The organism is Thermicanus aegyptius DSM 12793 (assembly GCF_000510645.1).
Classification (GTDB): domain Bacteria; phylum Bacillota; class Bacilli; order Thermicanales; family Thermicanaceae; genus Thermicanus; species Thermicanus aegyptius.
The window spans coordinates 1,863,165-1,881,562 of record NZ_KI783301.1 but is presented as its reverse complement, the minus strand read 5'-3'; the positions used below and the strand labels follow the sequence as shown (position 1 = coordinate 1,881,562).

Sequence of the window (18,398 nt, the reverse complement as noted above, 5' to 3'; positions counted from 1 at the left end):
TGGGTTCTTTCAAAAAAATGTCGCAAAGGGACAAAAAAGGCTCTCTTTCGCGCGAGAGCCTGCCTATAGGAATCACCGCTATATCATTTAATGCATCGAGGAGGAAATAGATCATCTTCATTTCTCATCGATCCGATAGACCTTACCGAAGGCTTGCCCGCATCTTACCGTTATATTCTCAGTTCAATCGATTTCTTACCGAGGTTAATAAACCTTTAACAGGCTTAACGATTCATAAAACAAAGATTCAATTCACAAAAAAAAGATGAACCTTTCAAACAAAAATTAAACTAAAGAAGGAATATTTAGAATAATACTTCAGATGGATGTGCTATGCTATATCTGTACAAATGCAAACCATTTTTCTTTCTACGACTCCCTTTTTCCTACAAAGCTCATATTCTCTCCGACAAACCAAAGGCGAGCCAACTATCCGTATTTTCAACAAGCCTTTGGTTTTGGCGAAACGGGCAGAGTCCTTTAAAGGAGGTGAGGAGCATGAAGACTCTGCCGAAGATCCGCCCGGTTCGATTCTTATATCGCAGGTGGCGATGTTGATATGAGCCTCTGCATGGGAAATATCGCTCTCATGGGATCCATTTTTCAATAGGAAGAAGGGATAGGAGGAAGAAAATGAAATTGAATATTTTTTGGAAAGGCCTGCTGGTTGCCTTGCTTACCGTGAGCCTGGCCGCCATGTACGGCATATCGGTGGCCAAAACCGAGGCGCAAGGGACGGCATTCGGCTCCCTCGCCGTAGGCGATTATGTTTCCCTTCAGACCTCGGATGGAAAGTGGGAGAAGTTTCGGATCTTCGACGTGAGTTCCAGACGGCTTCTCTATGAGGGAATACCTCCGGCGAATACTTGGTCCACCGCCCAGAACGCGGCGGATACCTTTGTGGGGGGGTTCCCCACCACATTGGTAGATCCTTCGGGAGAGAGCCTTCTCACCCTGGATGAAATCGTCACGGTGACGGAAGCGACCTACGCCTACGACAACACCGTGGGCGGGGTGGTCTATACCCCGAAAGGGACGTTATCCTCCACGTTGGTTCTTAAGGGGACCTCCTCCTACTGGACCGCCACCCCCTCAAACGGATCGAAGGCTTGGTATGTAGGTACCGACGGAAAGGTGATGGAGAAGATGAGCACCACCTCCTATGGGGTGCGTCCCGCCGTCACTTTGCAGAACGGGCTGGAAGTGGCGAGCGGTTCAGGAACTTCTGCCGATCCTTATTTACTCCGCCCCACCTACAATGATTCACCCGATCCGCCCGGCAATTTTTCTCCGGATTCCACCGTGTGGCAAAAGGAGAAACGCCCTCCCATCTCCTTTACGGTAAGTGACCCGAACGGAGACCGATTGAGGGCGTACCAGATCGTCTTGTCCGACGCGAAAATAAACCCGAGTATCTCATCGAAGACAGAGATCACAGGCGATTGGGCGAGCGGAAGTACCGTTCCCTATACGCTTGGACAAGACCTTAGCGACGGGACTCATTATCTCTATGTGCGGGTGAAGGACCAATGGGAAGCATGGGGAAATTGGACGGAACACGTCATCCGCGTGGATGCCACCGCTCCCGGGAAACCGACGGTTACCCCGTCCACGGCGGAATGGACGAAGGATCCGGTAACCGTCACGATTTCCGATGGATACGAGAACGGCAGCGGAGTGGAAAAGACGGAATACCGGATCGACAATGGCCCATGGACCACCTATTCCACGCCCTTCCAGGTAACGTCCGATGGGCTCCACACCATCGAAGCCCATACGGTGGACAAGGCAGGGAACGTGGGGGAGAGCGCCACGGCGACGGTGAAGGTGGATACCTCCGCACCAAGTGCGCCCACGTTCGTCAAATCGCCCGCCTCCGATTGGACCAATGCGCCGGAAGTAACCGTTACCCTGACGGACGGGACGGATCAGCAGGGCTTAAGCGGCTATGACAAAAGCTGGTACAGCTGGGATGGCGCATCGTTTCTACCCTATGATCCGAAAAGTCCCCTCAAAGTAACCAATGCCGGCACGACGACGATTTGGGCCATCGGGGTGGACAAAGCCGGGAACGAGAGCCAACCGGTCATCATCACAGTCCAGATCGATCGGGTAAAACCGACCCCTCCCACCGTCTCCGGCATCACCTACGGCTGGAGCAATACCATCCCCGCCTTCACCATAACCGGGGGGACGGATGACGGGGGAAGCGGCATCAAAGGATACCAGTACAGCTTCGACGGCACCAACTGGGTCGATTATCCCGGAACCGCCGTCTCCATCAATCAAGAAGGAGAGACGATGGTCTATGCCCGGGCGATCGACAATGCCGGAAATGTGGGGGATCCTAGCACCCCGGTCATCGCCCGGTATGATAAGACCGCTCCCAAGCTTCCGCTGATTACTCCCAGCACTACCTCTTGGGCAAACGAAGTCGCCTTCACTCTGGCCGATCAGGGAGACCTTCCGACCGGGAAAAACAGCGGCGTGGCCAAGCTTCAATATCGCTTCGATGTAAATGGAGCATGGATCGACTATGTCCCCTCCGATCCCGCGGTAGGCATCAACGTACCTGACCCATACGAGGGGAGCGTCACCATCTATGCCCAAGCCATCGACGGAGCCGGCAACATCAGCGGAACGGCCAACCGTGTCGTTCTGATCGACCGGACTCCTCCCGGTGCTCCAACCATCAATGCTCCCGACGGATGGACCAATCAGCGTTCCTTCACCATTACCGACGGCAGTGACGGGACGGATGAAACCAAGTCCAGCGGAGTGTTAAAGAGCCAATATATGGTGAATGGCTATGTGGAGCAATGGACCGATGTTCCCACCGGAGGAAACATCACCTTGCCGGAAGGCGTTGAAGGTTCGGTGACGATTAAGGCGATCACCATGGATAAAGCAGGAAATCTAAGCCCTGTGTCGGAACACACCATGAAGATCGACATCACCGCTCCGACCCCCCCTTCCATCCAGCCGAGTACGGAAAACTGGACGAATGGGGATGTGACCGTCACCCTCAACCCAGGAACCGACACGCTAGGCTATGGGAAAAGCGGAGTGAAGGAGACCCTCTACAGCACCGACGGCGGGAAAACCTGGACCCCGTATACCACTCCTTTCTCCGTAGCCACGGAAGGGATCACCGCCATCCAGGCCAAGACGGTGGACAACGCCGGGAATGAAAGCTCCCTTGCCACCGGCCAGGTGAAGATCGATAAGACCGCTCCCGTTCCGCCCACCGTGATGCCGAGCACAACCGGCTGGACCAACCGGGATGTAACCTTCACCCTCGAGGGAGCTTCCGACGACCGAAGCGGCATCGCCAAGCTGGAGTATAAGATCGGCGCGAACGGCACCTGGACCGAGTACACCGGAGAGGTAACCGTCTCCACCCCGGGAGTGCAGGAGATATACGCCAGGGTTACGGACGCAGCGGGAAATACCGTCGCATCTTCCGCTCCCGTTACGATCAGGATCGACAAGACCGCGCCCCCCGCTCCCGTCATCAATGCCCCGACCGGATGGCAGAAGGGTCCGATCTCCTTCACCATCACCCAGGGCCCCGATGATTTAAGCGGAGTGGCGGAAACCGTTTATAAGGTGGGAGCAAGCGGTACCTGGACTCCCTATACGGGAGGGAATCTAACCGCCGACCTTCCCGCCGATGCGGAAGGCTCACTCACCCTCTACGCCCGGACGAAAGACAATGCCGGGAACGAGACGGAGACTTCCGTCGCCGTCAAGATCGATAACAAATCGCCTACCGCACCCTCCGTTGCATCCACGGTATCTGATGGAGCATGGACCAACACCGTTCCCGTCCTTCTTGATGTCACCGGCGGAACCGACGGCGGAAGCGGCGTGGCCAGGACGGAGTATCAGGTGAATGGAGGAAATTGGGTCACCTTCAGCGGCGCGGACGGCAGCATCTCCATCGCAGGAAAAGATGCCGACATCAACGGCGTGGCCAACATCCGTGTCCGCACCGTGGACCAGGTGGGCAATGAAAGCCTCGCTTCCTATACGGTGAAGATCGACACGACTCGCCCCAATGCGCCGGCGATCAACGCCGCATACGGCGGAGGCTCTTATCCCGACGGCAAATGGACGAACGGCGACGTGACCGTCACGCTGACCGATGGAACCGATAACTTAAGCGGTGTGGCGAAGAGCCAATACAAGATCGGCGCAGAAGGCGCCTGGACCGACTATGATCCTGCGTCAGGTGGCATCCTCTTCAATCAGGAAGGCCAATATCTCCTCTACGCCAGAACCTTGGACAAGGCCGGCAACTCGAGTGTGGAAGCAGGTCCCCTGCACATCAACATCGATAAGACCAAACCGGCATCGCCCACTCTGACGCTCACGCCGACCGGCTGGGCCAATCAGCAGGTAGAGCTCACGGTGACGCATGGCACCGATGCGTTAAGCGGCATCAAGGAAACGGTAACCGGTTGGGGAAGCCAATCCTCCATTCTCCCGAAGGCAACGCCATCGATTCGGTATGATTTCAATACCGAAGGAGAGACCACCGTAACCGCCGTGACCCGGGATGAAGCGGGGAACGAAAGCGATCCTGTCACCTACATCGTCCGGATCGACAAGACGGCTCCGTCTCAACCGACGATCGGCACCGGCGGCTATGCGCCCGGAACCTGGACGAAAGAGGCCGTGACCGTCACCATCACCGACGGAACCGATCAACCGGGCCTAAGCGGTGTAGCGAAGAGCCAATACAAGATCGGCGCAGACGGCACCTGGACCGACTATCCAACGGATGGAATCCCGTTAAACCAGGACGGCAGCTTTGAGATCTACGCCCGCACCCTGGACAACGCAGGAAATATCGGCGCCGAGGCAGGCCCCGTCACCGTCAAGATCGACAAGACCGCGCCTCCACCGGCCGTTGTAACCTCCGCCGTCTATGGCTGGACCAACCAGCCGGGAAGCGTTTTGGTGGAGATCACCCCCGGAACGGATAATGGAAGCGGGACCTACGGGACGAAATATACCGTAGGGAATGGATCGGAACAGACGGTCGTCGGAACAGGCAAATTTACCATTCCCGTCGATGGGGAAGGGGAAACCGTTGTTTCCGTGAAGACGGTGGATCAGGTGGGCAACGAGAGCGCTGCCGCCGCCTACACCGTCCGGATCGACCGGACGAAGCCTACGTCTCCCACTCTAGAGAGTGGTTCCTACACCCCGGGGGTCTGGACGAAAGAGGCCGTGATCCTCACCCTCACCGATGGCGTCGATCAACCGAACTTAAGCGGTGTGGCGAAGAGCCAATACAAGATCGGCGCGGACGGCACCTGGACCGACTACGATCCTGGAGTAAGAATCCTCCTTGACACCGAAGGTATTCATGAAGTGATCGCCCGCACCTTGGACAACGCAGGAAATATCGGCGATCTATCCAACTCCATCCTGGTGAAGATCGACCGGACGAAGCCGACAGCGCCTGCGATACAGGCACCATCGGGATGGTCCTCCGGAAACGTCCTAGTCACCCTCACGGCAGGAAGCGATCCCCTGGGCGAAGTGGACAAAGTCCTCTACCGGACCAAGACGGGGGATAAAGACTGGACCGCATGGCAGCCCTATAGCGAAACGGACAAGATCTCCATCACCGCAAGCGGCACCACCCTGATCGAAGCGAAGACGGTGGATCAAGCGGGGAACGAAAGCGAGGTTTCCCAGGCGACCGTCCGCGTCGATACCCCAGGAGAGGCGGCGCTTCTAAACGGCAGCGACTATACGGGGGATGTCGTCTTAGATAATGGGGAGACCACCTACGGGCCAACCGACGGTAAGACGGCCAAGGTGACCGGCAACGTCACCCTCACGGGAGATAACATCACCCTGCAAAACGTCACCATCCAAGGGAATCTGACGGTAACCGGCGAAAATGCCATCCTGAAAAACGTAACCATCACCGGCAACCTGGTGATTGACGAACAGGTGGACCAAGATTTCACCGCCCGGAATGTCACCGTACAAGGGAAAGTGATCGTAAACGGCGGGGCGCCCGATACCGTCACCTTCACCGACTCCATCCTGAACGATATGGAAGTGAACAAAAAGAATGTCCATATCGTCTTGGACGGCAGCACCTCCCTGACGGGAACCGCCACGGTGAACCAGGCAAGTAAGTTCACCATCAACACCACCGGCAGCCTGAACCAGATCGCGGTGAACATGAGCGGCGTGGTGATCGAAGGATCGAAGGGAACGATCCAAGAGATCACCGTCGCATCGGGAGTCAACCTCCCCACCATCAGCGGAACCTTAACCATCGTGAAACAGCCCACACCTCCGAACAGCGGCGGTGGTAGCGGCGGCGGAGGAAGCGGCGGAGGCGGTACCGGTGGCGGCGGAGGCGGTGGCGGCGGTGGAGGAAGCATCATCGGCGGAGGCGGCTCTGCAGGCGGCGGAACCAACACCTCTCAGAAGGCCACCCAGACCATCGTGAGCGGCGATCGCGGCACCGTATCCCTAAACGATGAAGCCACCGTGGAGGTGCCGAAGGGGACGTTCGACAGGACGGTGGAGGTCACGGTCGAAAAAGTGGATACTTTCCCCGCCCTCCCGCCGGAAGACGAACTGCTCCTGGTAAGCCCCATCTACGATATCACCACGGACAAGGCTGTAACGTTCAACCATCCGGTTCGCCTAACGTTCGCCTACGACACGGCGAAAGCGGCGGACCACCCGGTAGGGGTCTATTACTTCGACGAAGTGCAGAAGAAATGGGTGAAGCTGGGAGGCGAGGCAAAGGAAAACCGCATTACCCTGGAAGTAAACCACTTTACCTACTTTGCCGTCTTCGCCGAAGTGAAGAAAGAAGGCGAAGGCAAACCTTCCGTTCCATCGTTCACGGATGTAAAAGGCCACTGGGCGGAAGCGGCCATCATGGAAGGCGTTGCGAAAGGCTTCGTCAATGGCTATCCCAACAACACCTTCCATCCCGACGGGATGGTCACCCGGGCAGAGTTTGCCGTCATGATCGGCAAAGCCCTGGGACTTGCCGGAGATGAAGGAAATCTTTCCTTCAACGACCTTCCGTCGATCCCCACATGGTCCCGCACCTATGTGGCCGGAGCCGTCGAGAAAGGAGTCATCAATGGGTATAGCGACGGCACCTTCAAGGCAAACAACCCGATTTCCCGCGTGGAGATGGCCGTCATGATCGTAAGGGCATTGGGACTTCCGGCCAATGACGGAGCGATGCTCACCTTCTCCGATGCCAATCGGATTCCGGCGTGGGCGAAAGGGGCGGTGGCAGCCGCCGTCGAAAACGGCCTCATCCAAGGACGCAGCGGCAACCGCTTTGATCCGGCCGCCTACACCACCCGGGCCGAAGCCACCTCCGTCATCCTGAAGGCGCTAGCCCTGATCGGGAAGTAAAGTTTTCCTCAGAAATGAAATCCGGATCGGAACGACCGAAGGAATCAAATCCGGGTCAGCCCCGCAAGGGGCTGGCCTTCTCTTTGCGTTCTTCTCGCAGCGGATCATTCCCATAGCGCCAAACGCACCTCAACCATCTTTTCAAACATAAAAAGAATGAAAATTCATTTTAAGATCTATTTGACAATGGAATGAACCCCTTACATATGATAAAATTGTGATAGAAAATTCACTAGTACGTTAAGATTAGGAGAAAATGAGATGGCCAGAGAACGGATCATGATCGTGGACGACGATCCGGATATTCAAGAATTGATCAAGTTGTACCTGACCCAAAACGGGTATGAGACCTTTTCCGTAACGGAAGGGGAAAAGGTGGTGGCCGCAGCCAAAACCTACAACCCGGATCTCATCATCCTCGATGTGGTGATGCCGGGCGTGGACGGGATTGAACTCTGCCAATCCTTGCGCAAATTTACCGACGTTCCTATTATCTTCCTCAGCGCCCGCCAGGATGAAATGAATAAGATCATGGGCCTCAGCACCGGTGGGGATGATTACGTCACCAAACCTTTCAGCATGGCGGAACTTCTGGTGCGGATCCGGGCCCATCTCCGCCGAAACCGCATCCTCCGGGAAAAAATCGAGGAGAAGGATCAGGAGAAGGAAGAGAACGGGACCTACCTCCGCTTCGGAGAGTTGGAGATTGATCTGATCCGAAATCTCGTCATGAAGAACGGCAATCCCATCCCCCTCTCGGCGAAGGAATTTCAAATTCTCGTCTACCTGGCCCGGCACCCGGAACAAATCTTTAGCCAGGAGGAACTCTACCAAGCCCTCTGGGGAAAAGAGAGTTTGGGAGATACCCGGACGATTAACGTACATATCAGCAACCTTCGCAGGAAAATCGAGACCGATCCGGAGAACCCCCGTTTTATCCTCACCGTCCGGGGTTGGGGATATAAGCTGAACCGGGAATAAGGAGGAGCCATGATCGATCCAATCGCGTTGCCCGAATATACGTTGGACCGGCTCATCCTCAGGGAGGGGAAAGAAGGGATCTGGCAGGGGCGGGAGAAGGGGACGAAACGGCCGGTCTTGGTGAGGGGTTGGCTCACGGAACCTACCCCGAAGGAAATCGAAGGATTCCTCCGGGAAGAAAAGACCGGCACGGCACTGCAAAGCAATCCCCACAAAGAGAGCCTCTCTCCGACGGACGGACCGGCAGAGCCCCGGGAAGGGGGATTTTATCTCCCGAAAAGGCTGGTTTGGCATAAAGGGCTCCCCTATTTCATCTACGAAGAGGAGGGGAAGCTCCCCCTCTCCCTCTTCTTGAAAAAGGGGGAACCCTTGACCATTTCCACCTTTTTCGCCCTCGCCCTCCCTCTGGCCAGGGCTTTGCATATCCTGCATAAGATGGGCTTCCTGCACAGGGGAATCCGGCCCGGCAACCTTTATGTCTCCCTGCCGATGGATGAGCTGAAGGTAGGGGGATTCGGGACGGCGGCTCGCATCACGAGAGGGGCGGCTTCCTTTCGGGAATCCCGTATCCCGGAGAGCGCCTGGCCCTATCTCTCCCCGGAAGAGACGGGGAGGATCGAGCGGAGCGTCGATGAACGGAGCGACCTTTACTCCGCAGGGGCTCTCTTCTATGAACTCTTAACGGGGGAGCCTCCGTTTCAGCGGGAGGATTATCCCGGATACGCCTATGCGCACCTGGCCGTCCCGCCCCTTCCTCCAACGGAGCGGGTGCCCCATCTTCCCCACGCCCTAGCCGAGATGGTGCTGAAGCTTTTGGCCAAAGAACCGGAGGATCGCTATCAGAGCGCCTGGGGGCTTTATAAAGATCTGGAACGGATGAAGCTCCTCTTGGAGGAGGAGGGAAGAATCTCTTCCTTCCCCCTAGGAGCGGAGGATCGCCGACTCCATTTTTCCCTTCCCGGCCGACTGTATGGCAGGGAGAGGGAGAGGGACCTCCTCCTCTCCGCCTACCGTGAAGCAGGCGAGAAAGGGGTGAGGATGCTTCTCCTCACCGGCATGGCCGGGGTGGGGAAATCTTCCTTAGTCTGGAAAACCGTCGCCCCCTTGGCGATGGAGAGGGGAGTCTACCTGGAGGGCAAATTTGACCCGTATAAAGGACATTCCCCCTATGAACCTCTCCTTCGGGCCCTCGTCGGGCTGCTGGATCGGCTCATGGATGAGGGGGGGCAGGCGGGGGAGACGAGGAAGCCGGCGGTGGAGGAACTTCGCATTTTGCAGAGCAGATTGGGGGGCTACCTGGATGTTTTCCTGGAGGATCTCCCTGAACTGGGGGAACGCCTTCGTGCCCTCTCCGGCTCCTCCCGTTTTGCGCATCGATCCCGCGGCGAAGATCCTTGGGCAGGAAGCCCTTCGGCGGATCAGGGAGAAAGGCCATTTACCAATCAAGCGGCGAGCGACCTCTCCCCGAAGGAGCGCCAGCAGAAGATTCATCTCGCCTTCCAAGCCCTCTTCTCCCTCCTCGCCCGGCCCGAGGCTCCCCTGGTCCTCTTCCTCGACGACCTCCAATGGGCCGACGCCGCCACCCTCCATCTGCTGGAACATCTTCTCCGGAACGGGAAGGGAATCCCCCTCCTTCTCCTCGGGGCCGCCAGGGAGAATGAGCTTGCGCCGGAGCATCCCCTCCTCCGCCTGATCGAGGTAGGGAAGAAAGAATCCCTTCCCCTCCTGCCGGTCCCCCTCTCTCCGCTTACGCTGGAGGAGACCGGGAGACTGGTGGCCGAGACGCTTCATTGCAAGGAGGAGGAATCTCATTCCCTCGCCCGCGGGGTGAAGAAACTGACCGACGGGAACCCCCTCTACATCATCCAGATTCTGGAGAATCTTTATCAGAACGGGCTTCTCTCCTATGATGAAAGGGGGAGGGGATGGAGGGCGACCCATGTGGCGTGGGAGTCCCTCGCGGTGGGGGATGACCTTCTCACCCTCATCGGCAGGCGGGTGGAGCGCCTTTCTCCCGCCGCCTTGGAAGCGCTGAAGACGGCGGCCTGCATCGGCTTTCGTTTTGATGTGGGGCTCCTTGCCTCCGCGCTGGGGGAAGGAGTGAAGGAGGTGGAAGAACGCCTCTTAGAGGCGATCGAAGGGGGGATCATTCATCCCGTGCACTCTCCTGAAAGCGGAGAAACTCAATCCACCTACCGGTTCCTCCATGACCGGATCCGCCAGGTGGTCTATTCCCTCTTGGAAGAGGAGAGGAGGGAAGAGATCCATCGAATGATCGGCAGGCTCCTCCTCACCGCCGGGGAGGGAAAAGGGGAGCGGCGGTACGAAGCCATCCTCCATTTAAACGCAGGAAGAAGAGGAATCGTGAAGGAGGAGGAGCGCCTGGAACTGGCCCGGTTCAACCTGGAGGCGGGACGGCGGGCGAAGAGGGCGGCGGCCCTGGAAGAATCGGTCACGTTTTTCCGGATCGGATGGGAGCTGCTCCCGGGCCATCGTTGGGAAGAACCTCACCGCTCCCTCACGATGGAGCTCGCCTTGGAACTGGGGGAGGGAACGATACTCCTGGGTGAGGAAGAGGAGGGGCAGGCCCTCTTTCAGGAGGCGCTGGCCCATGGGTCCACCCTGGAAGAAAAACAGAGGGTCTATCACCTTCTCATCATCTTACATACCCATACGGAGAATTATCGGGAAGCGGCGGAGGCGGGCATTACCGGCCTCTCCCTTTTCGGCCTGAAGATCCCGGCCGAGCCCGGCAGATGGGCGGTGGTTCGGGAATGGGTGAAGACGAAAGCGGTCCTACTCTGGCGCAGGCCGGAGCATCTTCCCGCTCTCCCCCCGATGGTGGAAAGGGAGCGGCTCCTCATGCAGCTTCTGATTCATCTGAACTCCCCCGCCTTCCATCGGGACCAGAATCTGGCGAGCCTCCTGATGCTGAAGGCGATCCGCTACACCATGCTTCACGGCCACAGCGACATGTCGGTCTTAGCCTGCAATAATTATGCCCTCTTCCTCAGCGCAGGCCTCGGCGACTTTCAGGAGGGGGACCGGTTTTGCCGCCTGGCGATCCGGCTGGCCTCATCGAGGGAAGATTATACCCTTTTGGGCCGGACCTACTTCGTCTACGGGGTCTTTATTAACCATTGGCTCCATCCCTTTCGGGAAAGCTATGAGTATTTGAAGAAAGCGAAAGAGTTTACCGTGAAGTCGGATTATTTCTCCCTCGCCGGGGCGACCTCCTCCTTCCTGGTCATCTCCCTCCTTCTGAGCGGGTTCCCCTTAGAGAGGGTGAGGCAGGAAGCGGAAGAAGAGCTGATCTTTGACGAACAGCTCCAATTTCCTTTAAGCAAGGATTACATCCGTTTTGTGCTGAACGGCATCGATTATCTCACCGGGAGGCAGGGGGGAACCCCACCCGCCATCCCACCCGCCAAGTCACCTTCCATTTACCCCCCATATCTCTATTTCTATCTGATGATGATGTACATGCTGGGTGAACAGGAGGAAGCGCTTCGGGAAGCGGAAGAGGGGGAGAAATTGATCGGCCGATCCCTCATCTTTATCTACATTCCTGAAATATTCTACTACCAGGGACTCTTGTACGCCGAAAAAGCATCTTCCTCTCTCGGAAAAGAGAAACGCCATTACAGGAAGAAACTCCGGCGGATCATGGGCAAATTGACCCGCATGAGCAGGAAAAATCCGGAGAATTATCTCCACAAGGCCACCCTCCTAAAGGCGGAATGGATGCGGCTTCGGGGGAAGGAGATTCCCGCCCTTCTCCTCTACGACCGGGCGATTCGGGAAGCGGAACGGAGCGGCATCATCCAGGATGAAGCGATCGCGAAGGAACGGGCCTACCGCTTCCACAGGAAGAGGGGAGACCGCCGTCTGGCCTCCTATTTCCTCCGGGAGGCGATCAGCACCTACAGGAAGTGGGGGGCGGAGAGGAAGGCATCGCAATTGGAAGAAGAGGCGCAGGATTTTTTCGCTGTGAAGCACGATTCCGCCCAGATCGACCTTTACGCCTTGCTGGAAGCCTCCCGGGCGATCTCGGAAGAGGTGGTTCCCGAATCCCTCTTCCGGCGGCTCATGGAGATCTATCTGAAAAACGCAGCGGCGAGGAAGGGCGCCCTCCTCCTGAAAGATGGGGAGGAGTGGATCGTGGCCGCCCTGGCCGGACATGAAAACCAATCGGTCCAGGTCCTCCTCCCCGGGCGTCCCTTAGCGGAGTGTGGGGAACTCCCCCGCGCCTTTCTCGGAAGCTTCCTTTCGCTGAAAGAGCCCCACACCATGAAACCCTTGCGCGCCGCCGATGTCCGGAGAGAACCCTTTTACGCAGACGATCCTTACTTTCGGGAGCATGACAGCCGCTCCCTTCTCCTCCTTCCCATCCAGCACCGGGGTAAAGGAATCGGCTTCCTCTATCTGGAGAATAATCTCATCACCGATGCCTTTCCCGAAGAGGGGATGAAGGTGCTGACGCTATTAAGCGCGCAGGGGGCCATCTCCATCGAGACGGCGCGCCTCTATGCCCGCATCGAGGAAGAGGTGAGGATGCGGACCGAAGAGCTGAAGCGGGCATACGGGCAATTGGAGAAGACCCATCTCACCCTTACGGAGATGGAACGATTCCGGAAGCATCTCCTCTATAACGTCTCCCACGATCTCCGTTCCCCTTTGGCCATGGTGCAGGGCTATCTGGACTATCTCCTGGAGGGGCATGTGAAGGATGTGAAGGAGGCCGCTCATTATCTTGCACGGATGCGGGAACGGCTCACGGGATTAAACCGTTTGATCGACGATCTCTTTCACCTGATCGAGCTGGAAATGAGGGAGGTCCCTCTAAACATGCGGCGGCTGGAGGCGAAGGAACTGCTCCGCTCCCTCTGCGACGGCGCCGCCCTCACCGTGGAGAAGGCGGGGATTGCCTTCCGGTATCTCCTTCCGGAAAGGGAGGGATATGTGGAGGCCGACGAACATCGCATCGGGCAGGTGGTGATGAACCTGATCGATAATGCCGTGAAATTTACCCCCCCAGGGGGAAGCATCACCCTGGAAGCCGAGTGGGTGGAGGAGGAAGTGAACCAACCGGCCAGGATTTCGGCGCAGACCGAGGAGATGCCCCACGCCAACCGGCACCTGCTCGTCAAGGTGACCGACACAGGCATCGGCATCGGCGAGAAGGAGAAGTCCCGCATTTTCGAACGCTTCTATGCGGGAACTCCTCCCCGGAACGGGATGAAATCCCACGGCTTAGGCTTAAGCATCTGCAAGGAGATCGTGGAACGGCACGGGGGAACGATCGGTGTCATGAGCCGGCCGGGAGAGGGCAGCACCTTCTACTTCACTCTGCCCCTTCACTCATCTTTTTAATTGGCCGCATTGTCGGTGAAGAAGAAAGGGATAACGAACAAGTTGATCTAGAGAAAAGTTACTTTATGCAATGCTTAATGAAATTTCTTTAGATGTTCGCGTTTATAAAAAAATCTTAAAAAAAGAGAATGGGGCATTGACATCCGGCCGTTTTCCATGTAAGGTGGAATAGGATTCCTGCAAAATGGAAACGGAAAAGATCGAACCTTGGAGGCACATCATGACGGAGCGCTACGACGACGAAATTGAACTGATTGAACTGATCCGCATCATCTGGCAGCGAAAATGGCTGGTGATACTCCTGCCCATCTTTGCCGCGATACTGGCCTATGGCATAAGCTTCTTCATGACCCCTACATACAGCTCCACCGTAAAGATCGTTTTAAGCAATATGGGAGACCCGATTTATTCCAATCCTTTGGCAGCCAAAGAGGAAATCTTAAGCGCTGATACCCTCACTCCCATTATGGAAAGGCTCAAGCTGAAATATAAGACGGTGGACGAATTTAAGAAGACGATTGAAGTAACCGCCCAGAAGGATCAAAACATCCTCCAGGTGGACGTCTTCTACTCCGATGCGAAAACCGCCCAGGCCATCGCCGCGGAGATCGGGAAAGTATTTAAGGAAAAGAGCGATCAGGTCTTTCTGGCCAAAAAGAAACTGGTGGAAGACCTTCTTGCGACCTTGAAAGAGCAAAAGGACCTCGCATCGAAGAGCCTGGACCGGAACCGGGCGGCCCTCACCGCCATTGAAACAAACGGCAATCTCACCAATGAAGAGAAGGACATCTCCCGGGTCCGCCTCCTCGACTACATCGTGAGGGACGAAGCTTACATCAAAGATTCCATCAGCCGCATCCAGGATGCGGAGATGAGGCTGATCGACATGAAAGAGGCCCAATTCGTGGAAAACGCCACCTTGCCGGATCGGCCCGACTCACCGAAGAAGGCATTAAATGCCGTGATCGCCTTCGTGGTGGGGCTCATGTTCGCCCTTCTCCTCGTCTTCCTCATCGAATATTTTTCCAAGAATATGCACCGCCTGAGAGGGAAAGAGGAGAATATGGGCTTGTCTTCCTAGAGTTTTCGTGTTGGTTTTTTGCGGCATACCTGTGTATGGTACTCATGTAATTTCTGACTTTCATCAGCTTTTATATCGAAAGATCAAAGCTCCCGAATGGCAATACAAGGATCGAGCCATCGGGCTTTTTTTTGCTGCAAAATAAAGATTGAACGGTAGATCTCTCTTAGTTATTCTAAAAAAAGGCATCACTTGCCATGCATACACAATGATTTAATGATTTAATGACGAAATGGGGAGTAAAGAAATGAAAAAGAAAAAGGTGAAGAAGTGGAAATTTTGGGGCATATCCTTCCTCGCTTTCCTACTCATAGGGGGAGGAATCGCCTGGATAGGGTTGGACCGTATGACGCACAGGGATGTTACGGAGAAGGACTTGGGTGTGGAAATGGGCTTTTTTGATTTTGACTCCGTGCTCTCCGAGGTTTCACCGATGGGATCCCCTCTAGAATCGTCGGTATCCCTCAATCAATCCGATTCAGGAACGGCACCCGCGCAGGAAAATGAGGGAAGTTCTATGAAAGATGCGAAGGACAACCCGAGCCAAGAAACCTCTGCTACGAAATCCTCCCTCTCAGAGAATAAAAACAATGAGAAGAACCCCTCTTCGAGCAAAGAAACTTCGAGTAAAGGAACAGGATCATCTGAAGGAAACCCGATCACCGAACAACAAATCTATCAACGATACTATCCTGCTTTCTCACGTTTGGAGAGCCTCGCCCTATCACGGATTGATGAATTGGTTGCCGGTGCCAAGTTGGAATACAGGGAAAAACAAGGGACCCCAGGTTTTTCAAAGACGGAGTTTGCCTCCCGTTACATGAGTGCAGTGAACAAGTTACAAGGGGAGGTAGATAAGGTCTTCTATAAACTCCTTGACGGAATGCGGGAAGAATTGAAAGCGAACCAACTCCCGCTTTCGCTGGCGGAACAAGCTGAAAAAACGTACCGCGACAAAATCCAAGCAAAGAAGAACGAAATTCTCGGAAAAGCTTTCTCAAACGACAACCAAAAATAAATTTTTACATTTTTTTAATAAAAATATCTTGAAATTTATTAAGAAACCTTTATACTAAAAGTCAATTAGTGAATTCATTACTAGTTCCTAAGATCTAAGAAAAAAAGTTGAACGGAGGGGTAACATGGGTAATAAGAAATCGTTACTTTTACTCACCTTATCTGCGGGGCTCATTTTTTCAACCTCGCCATCTCTATTGCCGCTCTCATCTCCTACATACGTAACCAACCCTGTCTATGCGGCCGAAAGCACTTCGACCAGCGTGGAGGAATTGGCCAACCGTCTTAAAGCGTTATATGGGCTGTTAAACGCAGACGAAAAGGCGAAAGTGACGGCAGTCTCGGAAGCTCTCGCAAGACTGAACGATGATTGGACCTACGTTTTGGGAGAGACCTTGATCTCCACCGTCGACGGCAAGTTGAAAATAGAAGGTAAAACCGTTGAACTGGCGAAGAAGATCGGCAGTCTCGTCCTCAACACCAATCCGGATACGTTGGTTGATGACATCAACCAATTCCGTTCGGACTATGCCGACGAATTCGATCAACTTTTCGGCAAGGACTTGACGGTGGACCAACTCTTAAGCTTCATCGCCGCTTTGGAAGAAAAATTGACGAATGACGATAAATTTCTTGCCGGTGAATTAGGGAAGCAATCCATCGACGAAGTGATAAAAGATGCCATCAACGAACTTACCAAACCAGGATCAACCTTCGCCAATCTGGACGGGACCCTGTATGAGGGAATCGGGATCGGCTTAAACGATTTGGTTGATATCCGCACCCGCCTCGCCGAGAAGATCGATCCCGATAATAGTGCGATTAGCGCGGTGCTTCAAGGAATTGCTAGAAAAAAGGAAGCTAGAATCGTATATCCGGACAATCTCTCCAAATCCAACATTCCGGTCGGGCAGAAGATCGCTCTAAACTTTTCCGTTCGATTGGCAGTGGGCGAACTATCGGTCACTTCGATGGTGAAATTCGTCTCCGATAATTCCTCTGTTGCAACCATTTCAGGAAACGAATTAACCGCCGTAAAAGCAGGTACCGCCACCGTTCGTGCCCTTGTCTTCAATGATATCACCATCGCCACCGACACCATCACCGTCGTTTCGGGCGGTGAAAGCACTCCTCCCGCAGGAGGCGGTGGGGGAGGTGTCACTACCCCTGACCAAACTCCCGCCGAACAGGTAACCGTTCCTGTAACGGAAAAGAAGGAAACCAATGAGAACGGGCAAACTACGCTGACGGTTCTCCCAGATGAGAACGCCCTTCTCAATGCGGCGGTCGGCAGCGAAGCTCCCGTCGTCCTCCTTCTCACCTCAAAGGAAACGGCGGATCTGGCCACGGCTGTGATTACGGCCGGAACCATACAGGCTCTGGCTGCGGATAACGGGGAGAATTCCATCGCATTCTCGACGGGGAGCGGCACGATCGAGATCAAAGCCTCCGAACTTGCCCTCGCATTAAAAACTGCGATGAATCAAGGCATCGATCCCGCCAACGCCCAGGTTCGGCTGATTCTCGTGAAAGGAACCGATGCGGAGAAGGGGACCGTGGCGAGTGTGTTGGGGAAGGATTCCGCCGTGCTGGCTGCACCGCTTCAACCGAAACTGGTGGTGGTATCCGGAGAGAAGAAAGTAGAGATCAGCCAATTTACCGGCTATCTCGGAAGCAGTCTCACGTTAGAGGGTACCTATCCGGCGGCACAGCTTGTAGGGGTGGAAATCAGCGGAAACACAGGGGGAACAGCTAAAGCCAATTCGGTACAAACCGCTGCCTCCTCTACCGTTAAGGTCACCCCGGTTCCAACCACCATCGAGGTAAAGGACGGGAAGACCACGGTACACGTCCTGAAAAAGACCGATAAAGCCTATACCGTTGTACAAACGACGAAGAACTTTACCGATGTAAGCGATCAATGGTTCGCCGCCGACGTGAGACTCTTGGCCAATAAACTGCTGATCCAAGGGAGGACCCAGAACACGTTCGTGCCTCAGGGGACTTTAACCCGGGCCGAATTCGCCGCCTTATTGGTGCGGGCACTGGGACTTCCTGAAGATGCTGCCACGGCAAAACAATTCACCGACGTCAAAGAAACCGATTGGTATGCCGGATACTTGGGAGCGGCCTTCAAAGCGGGCCTCATGAATGGTTACCCGGATAAATCCGCTCGGCCCAATGCGCCTGTGAAAAGGGAAGAAGCCGCCAAGATGATCGCCAAAGCCTATGAAGGTGCAGGGAAGAAGATTTCTCTCACCGATGAAGAGAAAGCATCTCAACTGGCCAAATTTACCGATCTCACGCAGGTAAGCGCATGGGCCAAGGATTACATCGCCTTTGCCGCCAAAGAAGGAATTCTTAAGGGCGACAATGGGAAGATCAATCCCAAAAACAATTCCACCCGGGCGGAGAGCGCCGCGCTCCTGAAACGTCTCCTTACCGCACTAAAATTCCTGAGCGAATGAGTTCTGTGGAGTGAACGTCGGCCCGATGAGACGCTCGGGCCGGCCAATCTCTCCATTTA

6 protein-coding genes are annotated in these 18,398 nt (G+C 55.3%); all 6 read left to right on the top strand.

Annotated features, from left to right (window positions below; translation table 11 throughout):
• Nucleotides 1–633: 633 nt before the first annotated feature.
• Nucleotides 634–7,419: an OmpL47-type beta-barrel domain-containing protein gene (locus THEAE_RS0109980; protein ID WP_028987352.1), complete on the top strand. Its 6,786-nt coding sequence runs from the start codon at nucleotides 634–636 to the stop codon at nucleotides 7,417–7,419.
• Between the two features lie 261 nt (nucleotides 7,420–7,680).
• Complete coding sequence (locus THEAE_RS0109975; protein ID WP_028987351.1) at nucleotides 7,681–8,400, top strand: response regulator transcription factor; 720 nt, start codon at nucleotides 7,681–7,683, stop codon at nucleotides 8,398–8,400.
• A gap of 9 nt (nucleotides 8,401–8,409) precedes the next feature.
• Complete coding sequence (locus THEAE_RS0109970; protein ID WP_028987350.1) at nucleotides 8,410–13,773, top strand: AAA family ATPase; 5,364 nt, start codon at nucleotides 8,410–8,412, stop codon at nucleotides 13,771–13,773.
• Between the two features lie 220 nt (nucleotides 13,774–13,993).
• Entirely contained in the window at nucleotides 13,994–14,854 is an 861-nt protein-coding gene (locus THEAE_RS0109960; RefSeq protein WP_169729982.1) for a YveK family protein, read from the top strand.
• 247 nt (nucleotides 14,855–15,101) lie between these two features.
• Complete coding sequence (locus THEAE_RS0109955; RefSeq protein ID WP_028987348.1) at nucleotides 15,102–15,872, top strand: hypothetical protein; 771 nt, start codon at nucleotides 15,102–15,104, stop codon at nucleotides 15,870–15,872.
• A 124-nt stretch (nucleotides 15,873–15,996) separates the two neighbouring features.
• Nucleotides 15,997–18,339: an S-layer homology domain-containing protein gene (locus THEAE_RS22035; protein WP_028987347.1), complete on the top strand. Its 2,343-nt coding sequence runs from the start codon at nucleotides 15,997–15,999 to the stop codon at nucleotides 18,337–18,339.
• Nucleotides 18,340–18,398: the final 59 nt, after the last annotated feature.